This is a genomic window from Desertihabitans aurantiacus (assembly GCF_003344635.1).
Lineage (GTDB): Bacteria > Actinomycetota > Actinomycetes > Propionibacteriales > Propionibacteriaceae > Desertihabitans > Desertihabitans aurantiacus.
The window spans coordinates 25079-42674 of record NZ_QPKK01000004.1; the positions used below are offsets into that span (position 1 = coordinate 25079).

The window sequence follows — 17596 nt, forward strand, 5'->3', positions numbered from 1 at the left end:
CGGCTCAGTCCTCCAGCCGCAGCCCCGCGGCCGCCTCCTCCACGGCCGCGACCAGGTCGACGCGCTCCTGCGGCACCGCGCTGAACCAGTAGCCGTCGACGTCGGCGTCCACCACCACGATCCGCACCACCGACCCCGTGGTCCGCAGCCGGGGGTGCTCGAAGGTGATCCGGGCGTCCAGCTGGTACGCCCGGGCGCCGTCGACGGTGACCGGGCGGACGGTGCTCTCGGCCACCGCGACGTCCACGCTGGTGTAGAAGCTGCTGCTGAGCACGCACTGCAGCAGCAGCTCCGGCGCCTGGGCGGGGTCGGCGATCGTGCCGAGCACCAGCTCGCCCACCTCGGCCGAGGACTGCCAGGGCAGCTCCTCCTCCACCATCCGCAGCGTCGTCACCCGGGACGCCCGCCCGTGCGGGAAGCGGACGCTGCTCGTCGGTGCCCCCCAGCCGGGGATGCGCGGGAACGACAGCGGCCCGCCGTGCACCCGTCCGGGATCCGACGCGGCCGGCAGGGACCCACCGGTGGCCGGTTCACAGGCCTCCGCCTCCGACGGGGTGGTCGGGCCGGCGTCGGGGGTCGGGGTCGGCGGCGGGGTGGTGACCTCGTCCCAGGCGCTCACCGTGGGCCGCGGCGCGCTCACCGACGGCCCCGACGTCCGTAGCCCGACGACGAGCAGCAGACCGCCGACCAGCGCCGCCGCCAGCACCACCGCGACGAGGACCACCAGCCACGACCGGCGAGCCCGCGCGGGGTGCGCGGAGGCCGGTGCCGGTCGGTGCGGGTCGGTGGTGGTGTGCCGGGTCCAGCGGGTCCCGTCGAACCACCGGTAGCCCCCGTTCGGTCGGGAGGGATCGGGGTACCAGCCGGGAACAGCCATGCGCGGCACCGTAGCCCTCCGACGTGCCACCCCTGGTCCGCGACGCAGCCGGTCGGACCAGCATCCGATGTGGTCTGAATTGCACCAGTGGAACTCTTACCCACAGCCTGTGTGCACAACTGTGGAAAACCCCCGGGACGTCCACACCGGGACGTCGTCGGCTGGGGACCTGGACCGACCCCCGCCCACGCGGACCACAGATCCTCCCCGTGTAGTTCGTCGTTCTCCCCACCGGCATCCACGAGCCCGGTTCCGCGCTGACCAGGGGAGACGGGCGTTGTCCACAGGATCCACAGCGGTGATGACGAAGACGAACTGATCCATGCTCCAAGTCATTCGAAGTCTGGGAGCCCGCTCGCTGTGCACAACACCGGTGCGCCCGGAGCGGCTTTCCCCCCGCTCCCGCGCCTCGCTAGAGTCACCTCACGATCTCGGCCCCGGTCGCGTGATCTGCTTGCCTGCGCCTCGGAACACCCCGTGATCGACGCGCCTGCGGTTCGAGGAGGACCATGAAGATTCGACTGGAACGAGACGTTCTCGCCGAAGCCGTGCAGTGGGCTGCCCGCAGCCTGCCCACCCGGCCGAGCGTGCCGATCCTGGCCGGTCTGCTGCTCCGCACCGGAGGCGGTGAGGAGGGCACCGAGTCGGTGGTGCTGTCGAGCTTCGACTACGAGACCTCCACCCAGGTGCACGCGCGTGCCACCGTCACCGACGAGGGCCAGGCCCTGGTGTCGGGACGTCTGCTGGCCGACATCTGCCGCTCGCTGCCCAACAAGCCGGTCGACATCAGCACCGCGGACTCGCGGATGGAGCTGATCTGCGGCAGCGCCCGTTTCACCCTGCAGACGCTGCCGGTGGCCGACTACCCCAACCTGCCGACGATGCCGGAGCAGACCGGCACCATCGCCAGCGACGAGTTCGCCCGCGCGGTCTCCCAGGTGGTGGTCGCCGCCGGCCGCGACGAGCTGCTCCCGGTCTTCACCGGCGTCCGGATGGAGATCGACGGCGAGACCGTCTCGCTGCTGGCCACCGACCGCTACCGGATGGCGCTCAAGGAGCTGACCTGGTCCCCGGCCAACCCGTCGGCCGGCGGTGCGGCGCTGGTGCCGGCCAAGGTGCTGGCCGACACCGCACGCTCGATGACCGCCGGCGAGACCGTCTCGATCAGCCTGTCCGCCGCCTCCCAGGGTGACGGCCTGATCGGGTTCCAGGGCACCGGTTCGGGCGGGGAGCGCGAGACCACCACCCGGCTGCTGGACGGGGAGTTCCCCAAGGTCCGGCACCTGATGAGCATCCAGCCGCAGCTGACCGTGCGCGGCAACACCGCCGAGATCATCGACGCCGCCAAGCGGGTGGCGCTGGTCGCCGAGCGCAACACCCCGCTGCGGATGCTCATCGGCGACGGCAGCATCACCCTGGAGGCCGCCACCGGCGACCAGGCGCAGGCCTCGGAGGCGCTGGAGGCGACCATCGACCTGCACGGCTCGGCCGAGCCGTCGCTGGACGCCGCCGGGTTCAACCCGAACTACCTGCTGGACGCCCTCGGCGCCCTGGACGCGCCCTACGTCGACTTCGCCTTCACCGCGCCCGGCAAGCCCTGCCTGCTCACCGGCCTGGCCGAGCTGGACGGTGAGCCGCAGACCGACTACCGCCACGTCATCATGCTGATGCGGCTGCCGGCGACCCGCTGAGCGCGGGCGCCCGCGGGCAGGGCCCCGACCGATCCACCACGACGATCCGCGACACCACACAGGAGCGAGGGCGAGACATGCAGCTGGGACTGATCGGGCTGGGCAAGATGGGTGGCAACATGCGCGACCGTCTGCGCGCGGCCGGCCACACCGTGATCGGCTACGACACCAACCCCGACATCTCCGACGCCACCACCGTGGCCGACATGGTGGAGCAGCTGACCGAGAGCCCGCGGGTGGTCTGGGTGATGGTCCCGGTCAAGGCGGTGCGCCCGGTGCTGGAGGAGCTGTCCGATCTGCTCGGCGAGGGCGATGTCGTCATCGACGGCGGCAACTCGAAGTGGATCAACGACCACCACAACGCCGAGCTGCTGGGCGGGCGCGGGATCGGCTACCTCGACTGCGGGGTCTCCGGCGGGGTCTGGGGCAAGGACCTGGGGTATGCGCTGATGTGCGGAGGCTCCACCGAGGACGTCGCCAAGGCCCAGCCGATCTTCGACGCGCTGAAGCCGCCGGGGGAGTTCGGCTTCGTGCACGCCGGCGGGGTGGGTGCGGGGCACTTCGCGAAGATGGTCCACAACGGCATCGAGTACGCGATCATGCAGGCCTACGCCGAGGGCTGGGAGCTGCTGGCCGCCTCCGGTGAGGTGACCGACGTCCCGGCGGTGTTCGAGTCGTGGCGTGAGGGCACCGTGATCCGCTCCTGGCTGCTCGACCTGGCCGTCAACGCCCTCAAGGAGGACCCGAACCTCGACAAGATCCGCGGCTACGCCGAGGACTCCGGTGAGGGCCGCTGGACGGTGGAGGCGGCGATCGACCTGGCCGTGCCGGCCCCGGCGATTTCGGCGTCGCTGTTCGCCCGCTTCGCCTCCCGCCAGGACGACTCGCCGGCGATGAAGATGGTGGCCGCGATGCGCAACCAGTTCGGCGGGCACGCGGTGCTGGCCGAGCACGCCGGCCAGGACCCCGACACCCTCACCGACACCAGCGAGTCCGGCCCCGGCGCCCAGGGCGAGAGCCGCACCTGACCCGTGCGGGCCCAGCAGCGCAGGGTGGTGTCGTCCGCCGACCCGACCACAACGCCCTGAGCCGTCCCACCCAGCGCCTCTGCCGTCCCACCCAGCGCCTCTGCCGTCCCACCCAGCGCCTCTGCCGTCCCACCCAGCGCCTCTGCCGTCCCACCCAGCGCCCTGAGCCTGTCGAAGGGCGGGTCACCAGCACACCCCGCGCGCTAAGGTCTCGGTCCACGTCGGTACCAGCCCGCGAGGGTTCGCGTCGAAGGGGGATCGTGTTCGTCGACCACCTGACCCTCGCCGACTTCCGCTCCTACTCCCACGTCGAGCTGGAGCTGGCGGCCGGCGTGACGACGTTCGTCGGCGCCAACGGGCAGGGCAAGACCAACCTGGTGGAGGCGGTGGAGTACCTGTCCACGCTGTCCTCGCACCGGGTCGCCTCCGACGTCCCGCTGGTGCGGGCCGGGGCGGAGCGGGCCGTGGTGCGCACCCGGGTGCGGGCCGGCGCCGACGACGACCGCGCGCTGGTGCTGGAGCTGGAGATCACCCCGGGCCGGGCGAACAAGGCCCGGCTCAACCGGTCGCCGCTGCGCAGCCCGCGCGAGCTGGTGGGGGCGCTGCGGACGGTGGTGTTCAGCCCCGAGGACCTCGCCGTGGTCAAGGGCGACCCGGCCGAGCGGCGCCGGTTCATCGACTCGCTGGTGGTCGGCCGCTGGCCGCGGCTGGCGGGGGTGAAGGCCGACTACGAGCGGGTGCTGCGCCAGCGCAACACCCTGCTCAAGTCGCTCTCGGGTCGCAGCCGGGCGATGGCGGAGGCCGCCGGGACGCTGGAGGTCTGGGACGACTCCCTGGTGCGGCTGGGCGCGGAGCTGGTGCACGCACGGATGCAGTCGCTGGCCGACCTCGCCCCGTTCTGCGCCCAGTGGTACGCCGACATCGCCCCGACCAACAACGTCGCCACCGCCCGGTACCAGACCGCGGTGCTGCCCGCCGAGCGCGAGCCGGACGTCCCGGGTCGCGACCAGCTGGCCGAGGCGATGGCCGCGGAGCTGCGGCGGCGGCGCGGGGACGAGCTGCAGCGCGGGCTGACGCTGGTCGGGCCGCACCGTGACGACGTGGTGCTCAGTCTGGGCGAGCTGCCGGCGCGCGGGTACGCCAGCCACGGCGAGTCCTGGTCCTACGCGCTGTCGTTGCGGCTCGGGGCGGCGGCGCTGCTGCGCAGCGAGGACGTCCAGCCGGTGCTCATCCTGGACGACGTCTTCGCCGAGCTCGACGCCACCCGGCGCCAGCGGCTGGCGGCCGGGGTCGGCGAGGCCGAGCAGGTGCTGGTCACCGCGGCCGTCGCCGAGGACGTCCCGGCCGAGCTGGACGGCCACCGGTTCCGGGTCGGCGGCGGGGAGGTGGTCGCGGCATGACCGACCCCCAGCGCCCTGACCCCGACCCCCAGCGCCCTGACCCCGACCCCCAGCGCCCTGAGCCTGTCGAAGGGCCCCCCACCGAGCCGACCCCAGCCGACGACCACGACGACACCGGTCTCGACCTGGCCCGCAGCATCAGCCGCCAGGTGCGGGGGGTGTCCGGACCGTCCCGCCGGCGCCGGCCGCGGCGGAGGCCGACCGACCCGCAGTCCTCCGGTGCCCGGCCCGACGGACGCGACCCCCAGCTGCTCGGTGCGGCGATGGAGGCGCTGTTCGAGCGGCAGGGGTGGACGACCACGGTCAACCTGCACCTGCTGCTCGGCCGCTGGCCCAGCCTGGTCGGCGAGGTCAACGCCGAGCACTCCTGGCCCGAGCGCTACGCCGACCAGGTGCTCACCGTGCGCGCGGACTCGACCGCCTGGGCCACCTCGCTGCGCACCATGGCGCCCCAGCTGGTGGCCCGGCTGAACGAGGCGCTCGGCCAGGGCACCGTCACCCGGATCACCGTGCTCGGCCCGGACGTCCCCAGCTGGAAGCACGGCCGGCGCAGCATCCGCGGCGCCCGCGGCCCCCGCGACACCTATGGCTGAGCGCAGGCCGGGCAGATGAGCCCGCGGTGAGGACGGTGGCCGAGGTCGGGCTCGAGGCGGCCCGGCTGGGTACGGGGGCGCTGCGCCTCTGGGGGCGGCTGTGGCCGCAGCTGATCGGCGTCCTGCTGCTCGGCTGGGCGGGCCGGCACGGGGCCCTGCTGCTGTCGGCCGAGGTGACCGACGAGTGGCCGTGGCTGGTGGTGCCGACCGTCGCCCTCGGTCTGGTGGCGGTGGCGGCCAGCACCGTGGTCGCGCTGCGCCTGGCGGCCACCTCGCTGGGGGTGGAGCGGCTGCTGCAGGCCGCCGGGGAGGCGGCCGACCCCGACGACCGCGACCGGAGCCCGCTCCGCCTGCTCACCGTGGTGCTGCTGCCGTTCCTGGCCGTCTACACCGCGTTCGGCCACGCCGAGAGCCTGGCCGGCACGCTGGTCAACACCACCCAGCTGGCCCAGGGGCTCGGCGCGCCGGTGCTGGTCGCGCTCGACCCGACCGGCAGCGGCTGGACGGTTCTCGGGGTGTCGGCCGCACTGATCGCTCTGTTCCTGCTGCGGCGGGTGGTGGACCGGGCCTACCGGCGGACCGGACAGGCGCTGCTGGGACTGCTCACCGTCCTCGTCGAGGCCTGCTTCCTCTTCCTCGTGCTGCTCAGCGGCTTCCGCGTCCTGGAGCTGCTGCGGTCGTGGTGGTCCGAGCGCCGGCTGCTCGGCTGGTGGTCCGAGCTCTGGGCCGACCTGGCCGCCGGCTTCGCCGTCCTGCGGGTGGACCTGCCGGCCGTGTGGGACCGGACGGTCGAGCTGTGGTCGACGCTGCTGTGGCCGGTGCTGTGGGAGCGGCTGAGCGAGCCGGTCGCCTGGTTGGCGCTGGCCGCCCTGGTGTTCGGCTCGCGGGTGCTCAGCCTGGCCGACGTGTGGCAGCGGATGGCGGAGTCCGCCCCGGCCGCGGTGGCCCGTCCCCGTCTGCGTGACCGGCTGCACCGGGCGGCGGCCTCGGCGACCGGCGTCCGCCGGGTGGCGCTGCAGGTGCAGCAGGTGCTGCTCGGCGACGTCGACGACAAGTACCTGCCGACCTGGCAGTCGCTGCGGCTGGTGCTGCGGGCCGGGCTCGGGCTGCTCGGCGGCTACCTGGTGGCGTTCACCGCGCTGCAGCTGCTGGCGCTGGTCCTCGACCATCTGCTGACCCGCCTGGTCGGGCCGTCCGATGTGGGGTTGTGGGCGCTGCTGCAGCCCTTCCTCACCCTGGACGGTGACGTCCTGGTGATGTCGTTGCAGGTGAGCCTGCTGGCGGTCGCCTTCTCCTCCGCGCTCTCGCGGTTCGCCGTCCGGGCCGGCGCGGTCCCGGCGACGACCGCGCCCGCCGGTCTGCGGCCGTCCACCCGGGTGGGGGCGGTGGGGCGGCTCGGGGTGGTGGTGCTGCTGTGCACGGTGCTCGGGCTGGCGACCGTGGTGCTGCGCCAGCAGGACGAGGCGCTGGTGGTCCGGGCCGCGGTGGGCCAGACGGCCGACGTGTCGGGCCGGGTGGTGACGGTGTCGGCACCCCGCTTCGGCCAACGGCTGCTCCGCGAGGGTGGCCAGGAGGTCGAGGCCGTCTCCGAGCTGGCGGTCGTGGTCGTCCCGGTCGAGCTGGTGGCACCGGGACCAGCCGGTGCACCGGTGACCGCCCGGCTGGTCGGCGACGGGCGGCGCTACGACCCGCAGTTCGGGCTGGGCCAGCTGGATGCCGATGCCGGGTACCGCACGCGCGGCACCTTCGTCTTCGAGGTCGACCCCGTCGACATCGCTCCCGGGCTGCGGGTCGAGGTGCGTCCGCTGGAGATCTACCGCGGCTACAACGCCGAGCTGCGGGTCGACCTCGGTCTGGACGCGGCCACCGCGCTGCAGCACCGGCGCGACCTGGTCGACGCCCAGGTCGAGTGCCTGCCCACACCGGTCACCGAGGGGCTGCGATGACCACGTCGGCCGGACCTCCTCCCGGGCCTGACGGCGCGACGGGTCGGCCCACCTGGTCCCCGCCCTCGCCGCAGTGGGGACCGCCGTCAGGACCGGCGGCGCAGCCCGGGACGTCCACCCTGGTCCGGCGGCCGTGGCGGCTGCTGCTGGTGGCGGTCTGCGTGGCGGCTCTCACCGGAGTCGGCTGGGTCGGCTGGTACCAGGCCAACAGCGGCTGGTTGCTCCGGCCCGCTGCCCCGGGGGCGACCGTGCGGGTGGAGGGCAGCACCTACCGGCTGATCGAGCTCTACAGCGCCGACCGGCTCGTCGGCACCGACCCCGGCGAGGAGCCGCAGCAGCCACCGCCCGGCACCGTCTTCGTGGTGGCCCGGGTGGAGGTGGACACCCGCGGGGCTGAACAGGTGGCCACCGCCGACGGCCCGGTTCGAGCGTGGTGCGACCTGCCGCTGCTGGGCACCGGGACGGCGGTGTGGGACCCGCAGGCCCCGGTCGTCGGGCGTCCACTCCCGTCGACCTGCGAGGCCGCAGCCGCGCAGACGGTCGAGGTCGTCTACCGGGTGCCGCTGCGGGACCGGGACCGCGTCCGCGGTGTGCTCGTCCGACCCACCCTCGGCCCCGGCACCACCCACCTGCTGCGGCCCCCGTCCTGACTGACGGGCCGTGGCGGCATCAGCCTCCCGAGCGGACCGACAGCGGCGCGAAGACGGCGAAGCAGCGGTCCGAGGGGTACCACCACGGGTCGGCGTCGGGATCCAGCACCCGCCGGTTCTCCAGCTCCAGCGCGCACACCACGACCAGCAGCCGGTCGCTGGGCCGGTAGTCCGCGGGCAGGGTGGCGCTGAAGGTGACCGGGAGGGTGGCGCCCGGCGGCACGTTCGTCCGGTACAGCAGCGCGCTCGTCGGCCCGCCGGCCTCCACCAGCTCGACCTCGGCGGCGTGCGCGCCCGGCACCCCGCGCACCGCCAGCTGGCCCGAGGTGGCGTCGGGCAGCGGCTGGGACTCCGCGGTGGGGTTGGCCACCGTCGCGTGCACGACGACCCGCCAGACGTCCCCGCCGGAGGCTGTCGTCGCCTCGGCGGTGGCACGGTCGACGGTGTAGCGCAGCGGACCGGTGTCGAGCACCGCCCCCGGGGCCATCACGGTGGTGGTGTCGGTGCGGCGCTCGAACGCCCCGGAGAGGAGGAGCCCGGCGAGCAGCACCAGCGCCAACCCGACCGGCAGACCGACGCGCACCCACCGGGGTGGGCGGCGCGACGGTGGTGGTGGCGGCCAGTCCCGCGACAGCGGGGCGCCGTCGAGCCACGGCGCGGCGGGCTGGCTCATGGGCAGCAGCGTAGGAGACCTGGGCCGCCGTGGTCCTAGAGTGCGGTCCGACATGACCACCGTCAGCTCGATGCTCTCCGAGGCCGTCCGGCTCGCCGCCCGCAGCGGCCAGCTGTGGTGGCGGCTGTGGCCGCAGCTGATCGGGCTGATGCTGCTCGGCTGGCTGGCCTACCAGGTGAGCACCTGGGTGACCGTCACCCAGGGCATCGCCCGGCCCTACCTCGTCGTCCCGCTGTTCGCCACGGGGCTGGTCGGGATGCTGGCCGCCACCGTGATCGGGCTGCGGATGGTCGCCACCCAGCTCGGGGTGCGCGAGCTGGTCCGCGCCGCCGAGCCGGACGCCGAGGACGACGACGAGCGCGACACGTCGTTGACCTCGCTGCTGGTGCTCACCCTGCTCCCGTTCCTCGCGGTCTACGCCGCCTTCGGCTACGTCGACGACCTGGCTACCGCGCTGGTGGTCCGCAACGCCGCCGTCCGCGGGCCGTTCGAGAACATCCTGGTCGGGCTCAACCCGCTCAACAGCCGCACCGCCACGATCGTCACCATCGGGGCGCTGGTCGGGTTGTACGTGCTGCGCCGGGTGCTCGACACCCTCCACGACCGGACCAGGATCCGGGTGTTCGGCCTGCTCACCGCCTTCGTCGAGGCCTGCTTCCTGCTGCTGTTCCTGCTCAGCGGATTCCGGCTGGTCGAGCAGGCCAACCTCTGGCTGTCCGACCGACGGCTGATGAGCTGGTGGGACGCGGCGATCGCCGACCTGGCCGCCGGCTTCTCGGTGTTCCGCATCGACCTGCCCGACGTGCTCGTCGCGGTCGGGACGTTCTTCGGTGAGGTCGTCTGGCCGGTGTTCTGGAACGGGCTGACCGAGCCGATCGCCTGGCTGGCGATGGCGGCGCTCGTGTTCGGGGCGAAGGTGGTCTCGGTGGCCGACCTGTGGCGCAAGGGTGAGCCGTTGGCCGCCCAGCTGCCCGGGGCCCGGCAGACCCGGCTGGCCCGCCGGCTGGGGACGTCCGGCTCCTCCTCCCGGCTGCGCACCGTGGCGCTGCAGGCCCAGGAGGTCTTCCTCGGCGACATCGACGACAAGTACCTGCCCACCTGGCAGTCGCTGCGGCTGGTGCTGCGGGCCGGCATCGTGTTCCTCGGTGGCTACGTGATCGTCTCGTCGGTGCTGTCGCTGTCCTTCGAGGTGCTCGACATGGCCGTCTACAACGTCATCGGTGGGCAGAGCGGTGACGTCTGGGCCCGGATCGACCCCTTCCTCGACCTCGTCGACCGGGTGCTGCACCAGAGTCTGCGGGTCGTGCTGCTCGCGGTCGCGTTCACCCGGGCGCTGTCGCTGTTCGCCGGGCAGGCCGCAGGCGCGGAGCAGCTGCCGGGGGCGCAGCCGGCGGGTCCGCGACGGGCCGCCGGCTGGCGCGGCCAGCTCGGGCAGGCGGCGGTGGTGCTGCTGCTCTGCCTCGGCCTGGCCGGGGCGACGGTGGGCATCCAGCAGGTCGAGGACTCCCGCCGGCTGTCGGCCGGCGTCGGGGAGCGGGCCGAGCTGATGGGACGCCAGGTCTCGGTCGGGGAGCCGCGCTACGGCCAGGTGCTGGTCGACATCGGCTACAGCGAGCCGACCGAGCTCGACACCACACCGCTGGTCTTCATCGCGCTCCCGGTGGACCTGGCCATCGAGGGGGAGAAGCCGGTCGGCAACCTCACCGTGACGCTGGTCAACGGCGACCGCTCCTACCCGGCGATGACCAACGAGCTGCTGCCCGGCGAGTCCGGCGTGGTCAGCTCGATCGAGATGGTCTACGAGGTCGACCCGGCCGACCTGGACGGCCTGCAGGCCGAGCTCGAGGTGGGCGCCTTCATCACCGGGTTCTCCGACGTGGTCGTGGTCGACCTCGGCCTGGACCGGGCCGCGGCGGAGCGGGTGGTGGCCGAGGCCGCCGGCCGGGAGCTGACGGTCTCCTCGCAGTCGACGACGAGGCCGATCCGGTGACCGGGGTGCGCGGGGAGGGGCGACGGTGAGCGCGGCAGGCCCCACGCTCGCCGAGCGGCTGGCCCGGCAGCGGTGGCCGCTGCTGGTGGTGGCGCTGTGCCTGTGCACCGTGTTCAGCGTCGGCTGGCTGCGCTACTTCGAACGGGCCACCTCGATCACCTACGTGCCGACCGCCCCCGGGGCCTGGGTCGAGGTCGAGGGCCTGCGGCAGAGGGTGGTCGAGTGGTACCTGGCCGACTCCCTCAGCGGCTCCGACGACGGCGTGCCGGTCACCCCCGAGCCCGGCAAGGTGTTCCTCGTCGCCCACCTCGAGGTGGAGACTCTGCTGCCCGACGCCTACTGCGGCGGATCGGTGCTGCTGGGTGAGGACGAGCAGCTGACCGCCGACCTGCTGCCGTCGGGGCTCGAGCGCCCGGTGCCCGACGACTGCCCGGAGTCCGGACCCGGCCTGACCGAGCTGGTCGTCGAGGTGCCGCGGACGCGGACCGACGCCATCAAGGGCGTCACCATGAACGACCCCGAGACCGGGGTCGCGTGGGTGCTGCGCCCACCGGCCTGAGCCGCACCCGCGCCCGGGGCGCCAGCTGGCTCAGTAGACGTCCTCGGCGAGCACCGTCACCGGCAGGTAGACCGAGTACGCCTGGTCGCCGCCGTTCCAGGTCTTCTCCCCGCCGCCGATGTCGAGCACCGAGTTGTCGGTGAACTCGCTCTCCACCAGCCCGACGTGGATGACGTCGCGCGGGGTGAACTCCTCAGGCAGCACGAACTCCAGCTCGAGCGGGAAGGCCGCCCCGCCCGGCGGCACCGCGCGGCGCACCGAGTCCTCACCCTCGCCGATGGTGTAGCCCTCGAGCTCGGTGACGGTGGCCAGCGGCTCCCCCGGCACCAGCGCCAGGTTGCCGCTGGGACCGTCGCGCGGACGCAGCGGCTCGTCGTTGGGGTTGCTGACGGTGCCGTGGACCCGGACGGTCCAGGCGATCGAGTCGTCCCACTGGGTGGCGCGCTGCACGGTGGCCGACTCCAGGGCGAACACGAGGTTCTTGCAGTCCACCGGGACGCCGGGGGCGACCACCTGCACCTGGTCGCGGCGCTGCTCCAGGCCGCCGAAGCCGACCACCGCCGCCACCAGGGCGGCCAGCACCAGCAGCGGCAGCCCGATCCGCGCCCAGGCGGGTACCTGCAGCGGCGGGACGGGTTCGGGCCAGCTCCTCGACAGCGGCCGCTCGTCGAGCCAGACTCCCGGTGGCACGGACATGGCCGCAGCCTAGAGCCGTCCCGTACCACGACGGGGCCTGACCGGCCGGGCCGCGGGCGGCGGCCCGGCCGACCTCCTCCAGAGGGCGTCCTGGGGCGTCTGGGAGGGTGGAGCGCATACCGGCCCCTACGGAAGGGGCCCGGAAGGGCTCGAACGGGCCGTCGGAGGCCGGGAAACGACAACTGTCCACAGATCGAGCGGTTCACGACGCCGATCTTGGGCGCCTACCCGGTAGACTGGCCGGGCGCGAAGGCGCTGCCCGGGGAGTGAGGTCTCACCTCCGGGCGTCCTCTGTCTGACAGGAGCCTGTCTCGGTGAGTGACCTCAACCCCCTCGACCCCGCTGACGAGTCCCCCGACGGCGCCACCCCCGGCGACCCGGCCGGCACCGACGGAGCCGACGACGGCAGCCACTTCGAGCTGACGGAGTCGACCGGGCACCGGGTCGAGGAGAGCTACGACGCCAGCTCGATCAGCGTCCTGGAAGGTCTGGAGGCGGTCCGCAAGCGCCCCGGCATGTACATCGGCTCCACCGGCGAGCGCGGTCTGCACCACCTGGTGCAGGAGATCGTCGACAACGCGGTGGACGAGGCGATGGCCGGCTACTGCGACACCATCGAGGTGACGCTGCTGCCCGACAACGGCGTCCGCGTCACCGACAACGGTCGCGGCATCCCGGTCGGCATGCACCCCACCGAGGGCATCCCCACCGTCACCCTGGTGCTCACCGTGCTGCACGCCGGCGGCAAGTTCGGCGGTGGCGGGTACAAGGTCTCCGGCGGTCTGCACGGCGTCGGCAGCTCGGTGGTCAACGCGCTCTCGTCCCGGCTCGAGGTCGACGTGCAGCGCGAGGGCCACCACTGGCGCCAGTCCTTCGCCCTCGGCGTGCCCGCCGGCGAGCTGGTGCAGGGTGAGGCCACCGAGGGCACCGGCACCACGATCTCGTTCTGGCCGAGCCCCGACATCTTCGAGAGCGTCGACTTCTCCTACCAGACCCTGGCCAACCGGCTGCGCGAGATGGCCTTCCTCAACAAGGGGCTCTCGATCAGCATCCGCGACGAGCGGGCCGGCCACGTCGACGAGGACGGCGAGCAGATCGGCGAGACCTTCAAGTACGACGACGGCCTGGTGGACTACGTCCGCCACCTGTCCTCGGCCAAGGACCCGATCCACGCCTCGGTGATCGGCGTCGAGGCCGAGGCCACCGCCCAGGGGATGAGCCTGGAGGTGGCGATGCAGTGGAACAGCTCCTTCACCGAGGCCGTGCACACCTTCGCCAACGCCATCAACACCCACGAGGGCGGCACCCACGAGGAGGGCTTCCGCTCCGCGCTGACCAACACGGTCAACAAGTGGGGCGAGACCTGGGGGATGATCAAGAAGCGCGAGGACCGGGTGTCCGGCGACGACGTCCGCGAGGGCCTCACCGCGATCATCTCGGTCAAGCTGACCGAGCCGCAGTTCGAGGGCCAGACCAAGACCAAGCTCGGCAACACCGAGGCCCGCAGCTTCGTCCAGCGGGTCATCAACGACAAGCTCGGCGACTGGTTCGAGCAGAACGTCAACGAGGGCAAGGACATCGTCCGCAAGTCCCAGGCGGCCGCGCAGGCCCGGCTGGCTGCGCGCAAGGCCCGAGACCTGGCCCGCAACCGCAAGGGTCTGCTGGGCAGCAACACGCTGCCGGGCAAGCTGGCCGACTGCCAGTCCACCGACCCGACCGAGTGCGAGGTGTTCATCGTCGAGGGCGACTCTGCCGGCGGTTCGGCCAAGGGCGGGCGCGACCCGCGGATCCAGGCGATCCTGCCGATCCGGGGCAAGATCCTCAACGTCGAGAAGGCGCGGATCGACAAGATCCTGCAGAACAACGAGGTGCAGGCGATCATCTCCGCCCTCGGTACCGGCATCCAGGAGGACTTCGACCTGGACAAGCTGCGCTACCACAAGATCGTGCTGATGGCCGACGCCGACGTCGACGGCGCCCACATCCGCACGCTGCTGCTCACCCTGATGTTCCGGTTCATGAAGCCGCTCATCGAGGCCGGGCACGTCTACCTCGCCCAGCCGCCGCTGTTCCGGCTGCGCTGGACCAACGCCCCGCACGAGCTGGCCTACACCGACGAGGAGCGCGACGGCCTGCGTGACGCCGGCTTCGAGGCGGGCAAGAAGCTGCCCAGCGTCAACCCGATCCAGCGCTACAAGGGTCTGGGTGAGATGAACCCCGACGACCTGTGGGCCACCACGATGAACCCCGAGCAGCGGGTGCTGCTGCAGGTCACCCTCGACGACGCGGCCCAGGCCGACGAGATGTTCTCCATCCTGATGGGCGAGGACGTCGAGCAGCGCCGCGCGTTCATCCAGCGCAACGCCAAGGACGTCCGGTTCCTCGACATCTGAGCCGGCTCGGACGTCCAGGGCCGACCCGGCTCCAGCGCCCTGCGCCCGTCGAAGCGCCGCCCCGCACCCAGAAAGAGAAGGCATGACCGACACCCCGATCGACCCGCCGACCGAGCGGACCGAGCCGATCGACCTGCAGGCCGAGATCCAGCGCTCCTACCTCGACTACGCGATGAGCGTGATCGTCGGACGCGCGCTGCCCGACGTCCGCGACGGGCTCAAGCCGGTGCACCGGCGGGTGCTCTACGCCATGTACGACGGCGGCTACCGGCCCGACCGGGGCTGGAACAAGTGCTCCCGCGTGGTCGGTGAGGTGATGGGTCTGTACCACCCGCACGGTGACGGCGCGATCTACGACACCCTGGTCCGCCTGGCCCAGCCGTGGGTGATGCGGGCGCCGCTGGTGACCGGGCAGGGCAACTTCGGCTCCCAGGGCAACGACAAGGCCGCCGCGATGCGGTACACCGAGTGCCGGATGGCGCCGCTGGCCATGGAGATGGTGCGCGACATCGACGAGGACACCGTCGACTTCAAGCCCAACTACGATAACCGCGACACCGAGCCGACCGTGCTGCCGGCACGGTTCCCCAACCTGCTGGTCAACGGCTCCACCGGCATCGCGGTCGGCATGGCCACCAACATCCCGACGCACAACCTGCGCGAGGTGGCCGAGGCGGTGCAGTGGTCGCTGCGGCACCCGGAGGCCTCCAGCGAGGAGCTGCTCGAGGCCGCGATCGAGCGGGTGAAGGGCCCCGACTTCCCCAACGGCGCACTGATCGTGGGTCGCCAGGGCATCGAGGAGGCCTACCGCACCGGTCGCGGTTCGGTGACCATGCGCGCGGTGATCGACCTCGAGGAGGAGCAGCGCACCGGTCGCCAGCTGCTGGTGATCACCGAGCTGCCCTACATGGTCAACCCGGACAACCTGGCGCTGAAGATCGCCGACCTGGTCAACACCGGACGGCTCAACGGCATCGCCGACATCCGCGACGACACCTCCGCCCGCACCGGTCAGCGGCTGGTGATCGTGCTCAAGCGCGACGCCCAGCCGCGGGTGGTGATGAACAACCTCTACAAGCACACCCAGCTGCAGGACACCTTCGGCTGCAACATGCTGGCGCTGGTCGACGACGTCCCGCGGACGCTGCGGCTGGACCAGTTCATCTCGCACTGGGTCGAGCACCAGCTCGACGTCATCCGCCGGCGCACCGCCTACCGGCTGGCCGACGCCGAGGCGAAGGCCCACATCTACCGAGGTCTGGTCAAGGCGCTGGACGCCCTGGACGAGGTCATCGCGCTGATCCGGCGCAGCCCCAGCACCGACGAGGCGCGCACCGGGCTGCGCGAGCTGCTCGACATCGACGACCTGCAGGCCAACGCCATCCTCGACATGCAGCTGCGGCGGCTGGCGGCGCTGGAGCGGCAGAAGATTATCGACCAGCTGGCCGAGTACGAGCGGCTGATCGCCGACCTCAAGGACATCCTCGCCACCCCGGCCCGGCAGCGCCGGATCATCTCCGAGGAGCTGGCCGAGATCGTCGACAAGTACGGCGACGAGCGGCGCACCCAGATCATCCGGGCCGACGGCGACCTCTCCGATGAGGACCTCATCCCCGACGAGGACGTGGTGGTCACCATCACCCGCGGCGGCTACGCCAAGCGCACCCGCAGCGACCTCTACCGGGTGCAGAAGCGCGGTGGGAAGGGGGTGCGTGGGGCCACCCTGCGCACCGACGACGAGGTCGAGCACATGTTCGCCACCACCAACCACCACTGGGTGCTGTTCTTCACCAACCTGGGCCGGGTCTACCGGGCCAAGGTGTGGCAGCTGCCCGAGGCCGGTCGGGACGCCCGCGGCGGCCACGTGGCGGGGTTGCTGTCGTTCCTGCCGGAGGAGCGGATCGCCCAGGTGCTCGACATCCGCGGCTACGACGACTCGCCCTACCTGCTGCTGGCCACCCGCCAGGGGCTGGTGAAGAAGACGGCGCTGCAGACCTACGACTCGCCGCGCCAGGCGGGTCTGATCGCCATCAACTTCCGCTCCGACGACGACGAGCTGATCGGGGCCGCCCCGTGCAGCGAGGACGACGACGTGCTGCTGATCTCGCGCAAGGGCCAGGCGATCCGGTTCTCCGCGGGCGACGACCAGCTGCGGCCGATGGGCCGGGCCACCTCCGGCGTCACCGGGATGAAGTTCCGCCCCGGGGACGAGCTGCTGTCGATGTCGATCATCGACGCCGACATGCCCGAGGACGACCGCTACGTGTTCACCGTCACCGACGGCGGCTACGGCAAGCGGACCGCGGTCTCGGAGTACCGGGTGCAGGGCCGCGGCGGGCTGGGCATCAAGGCGATGCGGCTCAACGAGGACCGTGGCGAGCTGGTCGGCGGCATCGTGGTGCGCGAGTCCGACCAGGTGCTGGCGATCAAGACCAGCGGTCAGGTGACCCGCAGCGCGGTGTCGGAGGTGGCGGTTAAGGGCCGCGACACCATGGGCGTCCGCTTCGTCGGGGTGCGCGACGGTGACGCGGTCGCCGTGATCGCGATCAACCCGGAGGCGAGCGTGGCCGAGGAGGTCGAGCAGCAGGCCGCGGAGTCGGCCGAGGAGGGTGCCGCGACCGCGGCGGTGCAGGCCGCCGACGCGGTGCTGACCGAGGTCGCCGCGCCCGCCGATGACGACACCACCGACGCGGCGCTGGCCTCCGACGGTTCGGTTTCGGAGTCCGATGACGATAATGGGGGCTTGACGCCGGACGCGGACGCTCCGGCGACGGACGACGCGCCGTCTCGCGGTGCCGAGGAGGACGACACCCGTGAGTGATCGGTCGAAGGTCACGGCCAACCCCGAGGACGACACGGTGGTCCAGCCGCGGGTCGAGGGAGAGGGCGCCCCGGGCGCCGGCTCCGACGGTGCGCCGACCCGCGCCGACCGGCTGATGGGACGCGCGCCCGACAAGGGCGGCTCCGGCCGTCCCGCGGGAGCCCAGCAGGCTCCGCCCGGGCGCCAGGGTCAGGGTGGCGGCGCTGCTCGTGGGGACCGGACGGGCCAGGGCGGCACCGCGGGCTCCGGTGCGCAGGGTCAGCCGGGCGGCCAGGGCCG

Annotated in this window: 13 protein-coding genes and 1 pseudogene; 11 read left to right on the top strand and 3 right to left on the bottom strand. The window is 72.7% G+C overall.

The genetic code is table 11. The features are described 5' to 3' along the window. Positions 1–4: 4 nt before the first annotated feature. Complete coding sequence (locus tag DVA66_RS01070) at positions 5–877, bottom strand: DUF2510 domain-containing protein (RefSeq protein WP_114558360.1); 873 nt, start codon at positions 875–877, stop codon at positions 5–7. 509 nt (positions 878–1386) lie between these two features. Between DVA66_RS01070 and dnaN the strand changes: the two genes are divergently transcribed. From dnaN to DVA66_RS01100, 6 genes are all read left to right on the top strand, one after another. After that, positions 1387–2568, top strand: a complete 1182-nt coding sequence (dnaN, locus tag DVA66_RS01075) for a DNA polymerase III subunit beta (RefSeq protein ID WP_114558361.1) — start codon at positions 1387–1389, stop codon at positions 2566–2568. 44 nt (positions 2569–2612) lie between these two features. Further along, positions 2613–3596 (top strand): phosphogluconate dehydrogenase (NAD(+)-dependent, decarboxylating), encoded by a 984-nt coding sequence (gnd, locus tag DVA66_RS01080; RefSeq protein WP_269801579.1) that lies wholly within the window; start codon positions 2613–2615, stop codon positions 3594–3596. Between the two features lie 260 nt (positions 3597–3856). Beyond that, the gene (gene recF / locus DVA66_RS01085; protein ID WP_114558363.1) at positions 3857–4996 is read left to right on the top strand and encodes a DNA replication/repair protein RecF; all 1140 of its coding nucleotides are present in this window, start codon (positions 3857–3859) and stop codon (positions 4994–4996) included. Then, complete coding sequence (locus DVA66_RS01090) at positions 4993–5589, top strand: DUF721 domain-containing protein (RefSeq protein ID WP_114558364.1); 597 nt, start codon at positions 4993–4995, stop codon at positions 5587–5589. Before recF ends, DVA66_RS01090 begins: the two co-directional genes overlap by 4 nt. Positions 5590–5615: 26 nt before the next feature. Beyond that, the gene (locus DVA66_RS01095) at positions 5616–7535 is read left to right on the top strand and encodes a hypothetical protein (RefSeq protein WP_157973758.1); all 1920 of its coding nucleotides are present in this window, start codon (positions 5616–5618) and stop codon (positions 7533–7535) included. Further along, complete coding sequence (locus DVA66_RS01100) at positions 7532–8185, top strand: hypothetical protein (RefSeq protein ID WP_157973759.1); 654 nt, start codon at positions 7532–7534, stop codon at positions 8183–8185. The genes DVA66_RS01095 and DVA66_RS01100 overlap by 4 nt, the downstream gene beginning before the upstream one ends. 19 nt (positions 8186–8204) lie before the next feature. Here DVA66_RS01100 and DVA66_RS01105 read toward each other — a convergent pair whose 3' ends face one another. Beyond that, entirely contained in the window at positions 8205–8858 is a 654-nt protein-coding gene (locus DVA66_RS01105; RefSeq protein WP_157973760.1) for a hypothetical protein, read from the bottom strand. Positions 8859–8910: 52 nt separating this feature from the next. Between DVA66_RS01105 and DVA66_RS01110 the strand changes: the two genes are divergently transcribed. Both DVA66_RS01110 and DVA66_RS01115 read left to right on the top strand, forming a co-directional pair. Then, positions 8911–10848, top strand: a complete 1938-nt coding sequence (locus DVA66_RS01110) for a hypothetical protein (RefSeq protein ID WP_114558368.1) — start codon at positions 8911–8913, stop codon at positions 10846–10848. 25 nt (positions 10849–10873) lie between these two features. Then, on the top strand, positions 10874–11407 hold the full coding sequence (locus tag DVA66_RS01115; protein ID WP_114558369.1) for a hypothetical protein: 534 nt from the start codon (positions 10874–10876) through the stop codon (positions 11405–11407). A gap of 30 nt (positions 11408–11437) precedes the next feature. Here DVA66_RS01115 and DVA66_RS01120 read toward each other — a convergent pair whose 3' ends face one another. Then, positions 11438–12103 (bottom strand): hypothetical protein, encoded by a 666-nt coding sequence (locus DVA66_RS01120; RefSeq protein WP_114558370.1) that lies wholly within the window; start codon positions 12101–12103, stop codon positions 11438–11440. 314 nt (positions 12104–12417) lie between these two features. Here DVA66_RS01120 and gyrB point away from each other — a divergent pair, with 314 nt between their 5' ends. The 3 genes and pseudogenes from gyrB to DVA66_RS20715 all read left to right on the top strand — a co-directional run. After that, positions 12418–14496 carry a DNA topoisomerase (ATP-hydrolyzing) subunit B gene (gene gyrB, locus DVA66_RS01125; protein ID WP_114558371.1) on the top strand — a complete coding sequence of 693 codons (2079 nt, stop codon included), beginning with the start codon at positions 12418–12420 and terminating at the stop codon, positions 14494–14496. A gap of 82 nt (positions 14497–14578) precedes the next feature. Continuing rightward, positions 14579–17317 (top strand): DNA gyrase subunit A, encoded by a 2739-nt coding sequence (gene gyrA, locus DVA66_RS01130; protein ID WP_114558372.1) that lies wholly within the window; start codon positions 14579–14581, stop codon positions 17315–17317. Beyond that, positions 17310–17596 (top strand): annotated as a pseudogene (locus DVA66_RS20715) (hypothetical protein); the annotation flags it as partial. The gene gyrA and the pseudogene DVA66_RS20715, both read left to right, overlap by 8 nt.

What these genes read in the sequence shown, in the direction of transcription:
- DVA66_RS01070 (WP_114558360.1), bottom strand. Translation starts at nt 877, where the DNA reads ATGGCTGTTCCCGGCTGGTACCCCGATCCCTCCCGACCGAACGGGGGC.
- dnaN (WP_114558361.1), top strand. Translation starts at nt 1,387, where the DNA reads ATGAAGATTCGACTGGAACGAGACGTTCTCGCCGAAGCCGTGCAGTGG.
- DVA66_RS01090 (WP_114558364.1), top strand. Translation starts at nt 4,993, where the DNA reads ATGACCGACCCCCAGCGCCCTGACCCCGACCCCCAGCGCCCTGACCCC.
- DVA66_RS01100 (WP_157973759.1), top strand. Translation starts at nt 7,532, where the DNA reads ATGACCACGTCGGCCGGACCTCCTCCCGGGCCTGACGGCGCGACGGGT.
- DVA66_RS01105 (WP_157973760.1), bottom strand. Translation starts at nt 8,858, where the DNA reads ATGAGCCAGCCCGCCGCGCCGTGGCTCGACGGCGCCCCGCTGTCGCGG.
- DVA66_RS01110 (WP_114558368.1), top strand. Translation starts at nt 8,911, where the DNA reads ATGACCACCGTCAGCTCGATGCTCTCCGAGGCCGTCCGGCTCGCCGCC.
- DVA66_RS01120 (WP_114558370.1), bottom strand. Translation starts at nt 12,103, where the DNA reads ATGTCCGTGCCACCGGGAGTCTGGCTCGACGAGCGGCCGCTGTCGAGG.
- gyrA (WP_114558372.1), top strand. Translation starts at nt 14,579, where the DNA reads ATGACCGACACCCCGATCGACCCGCCGACCGAGCGGACCGAGCCGATC.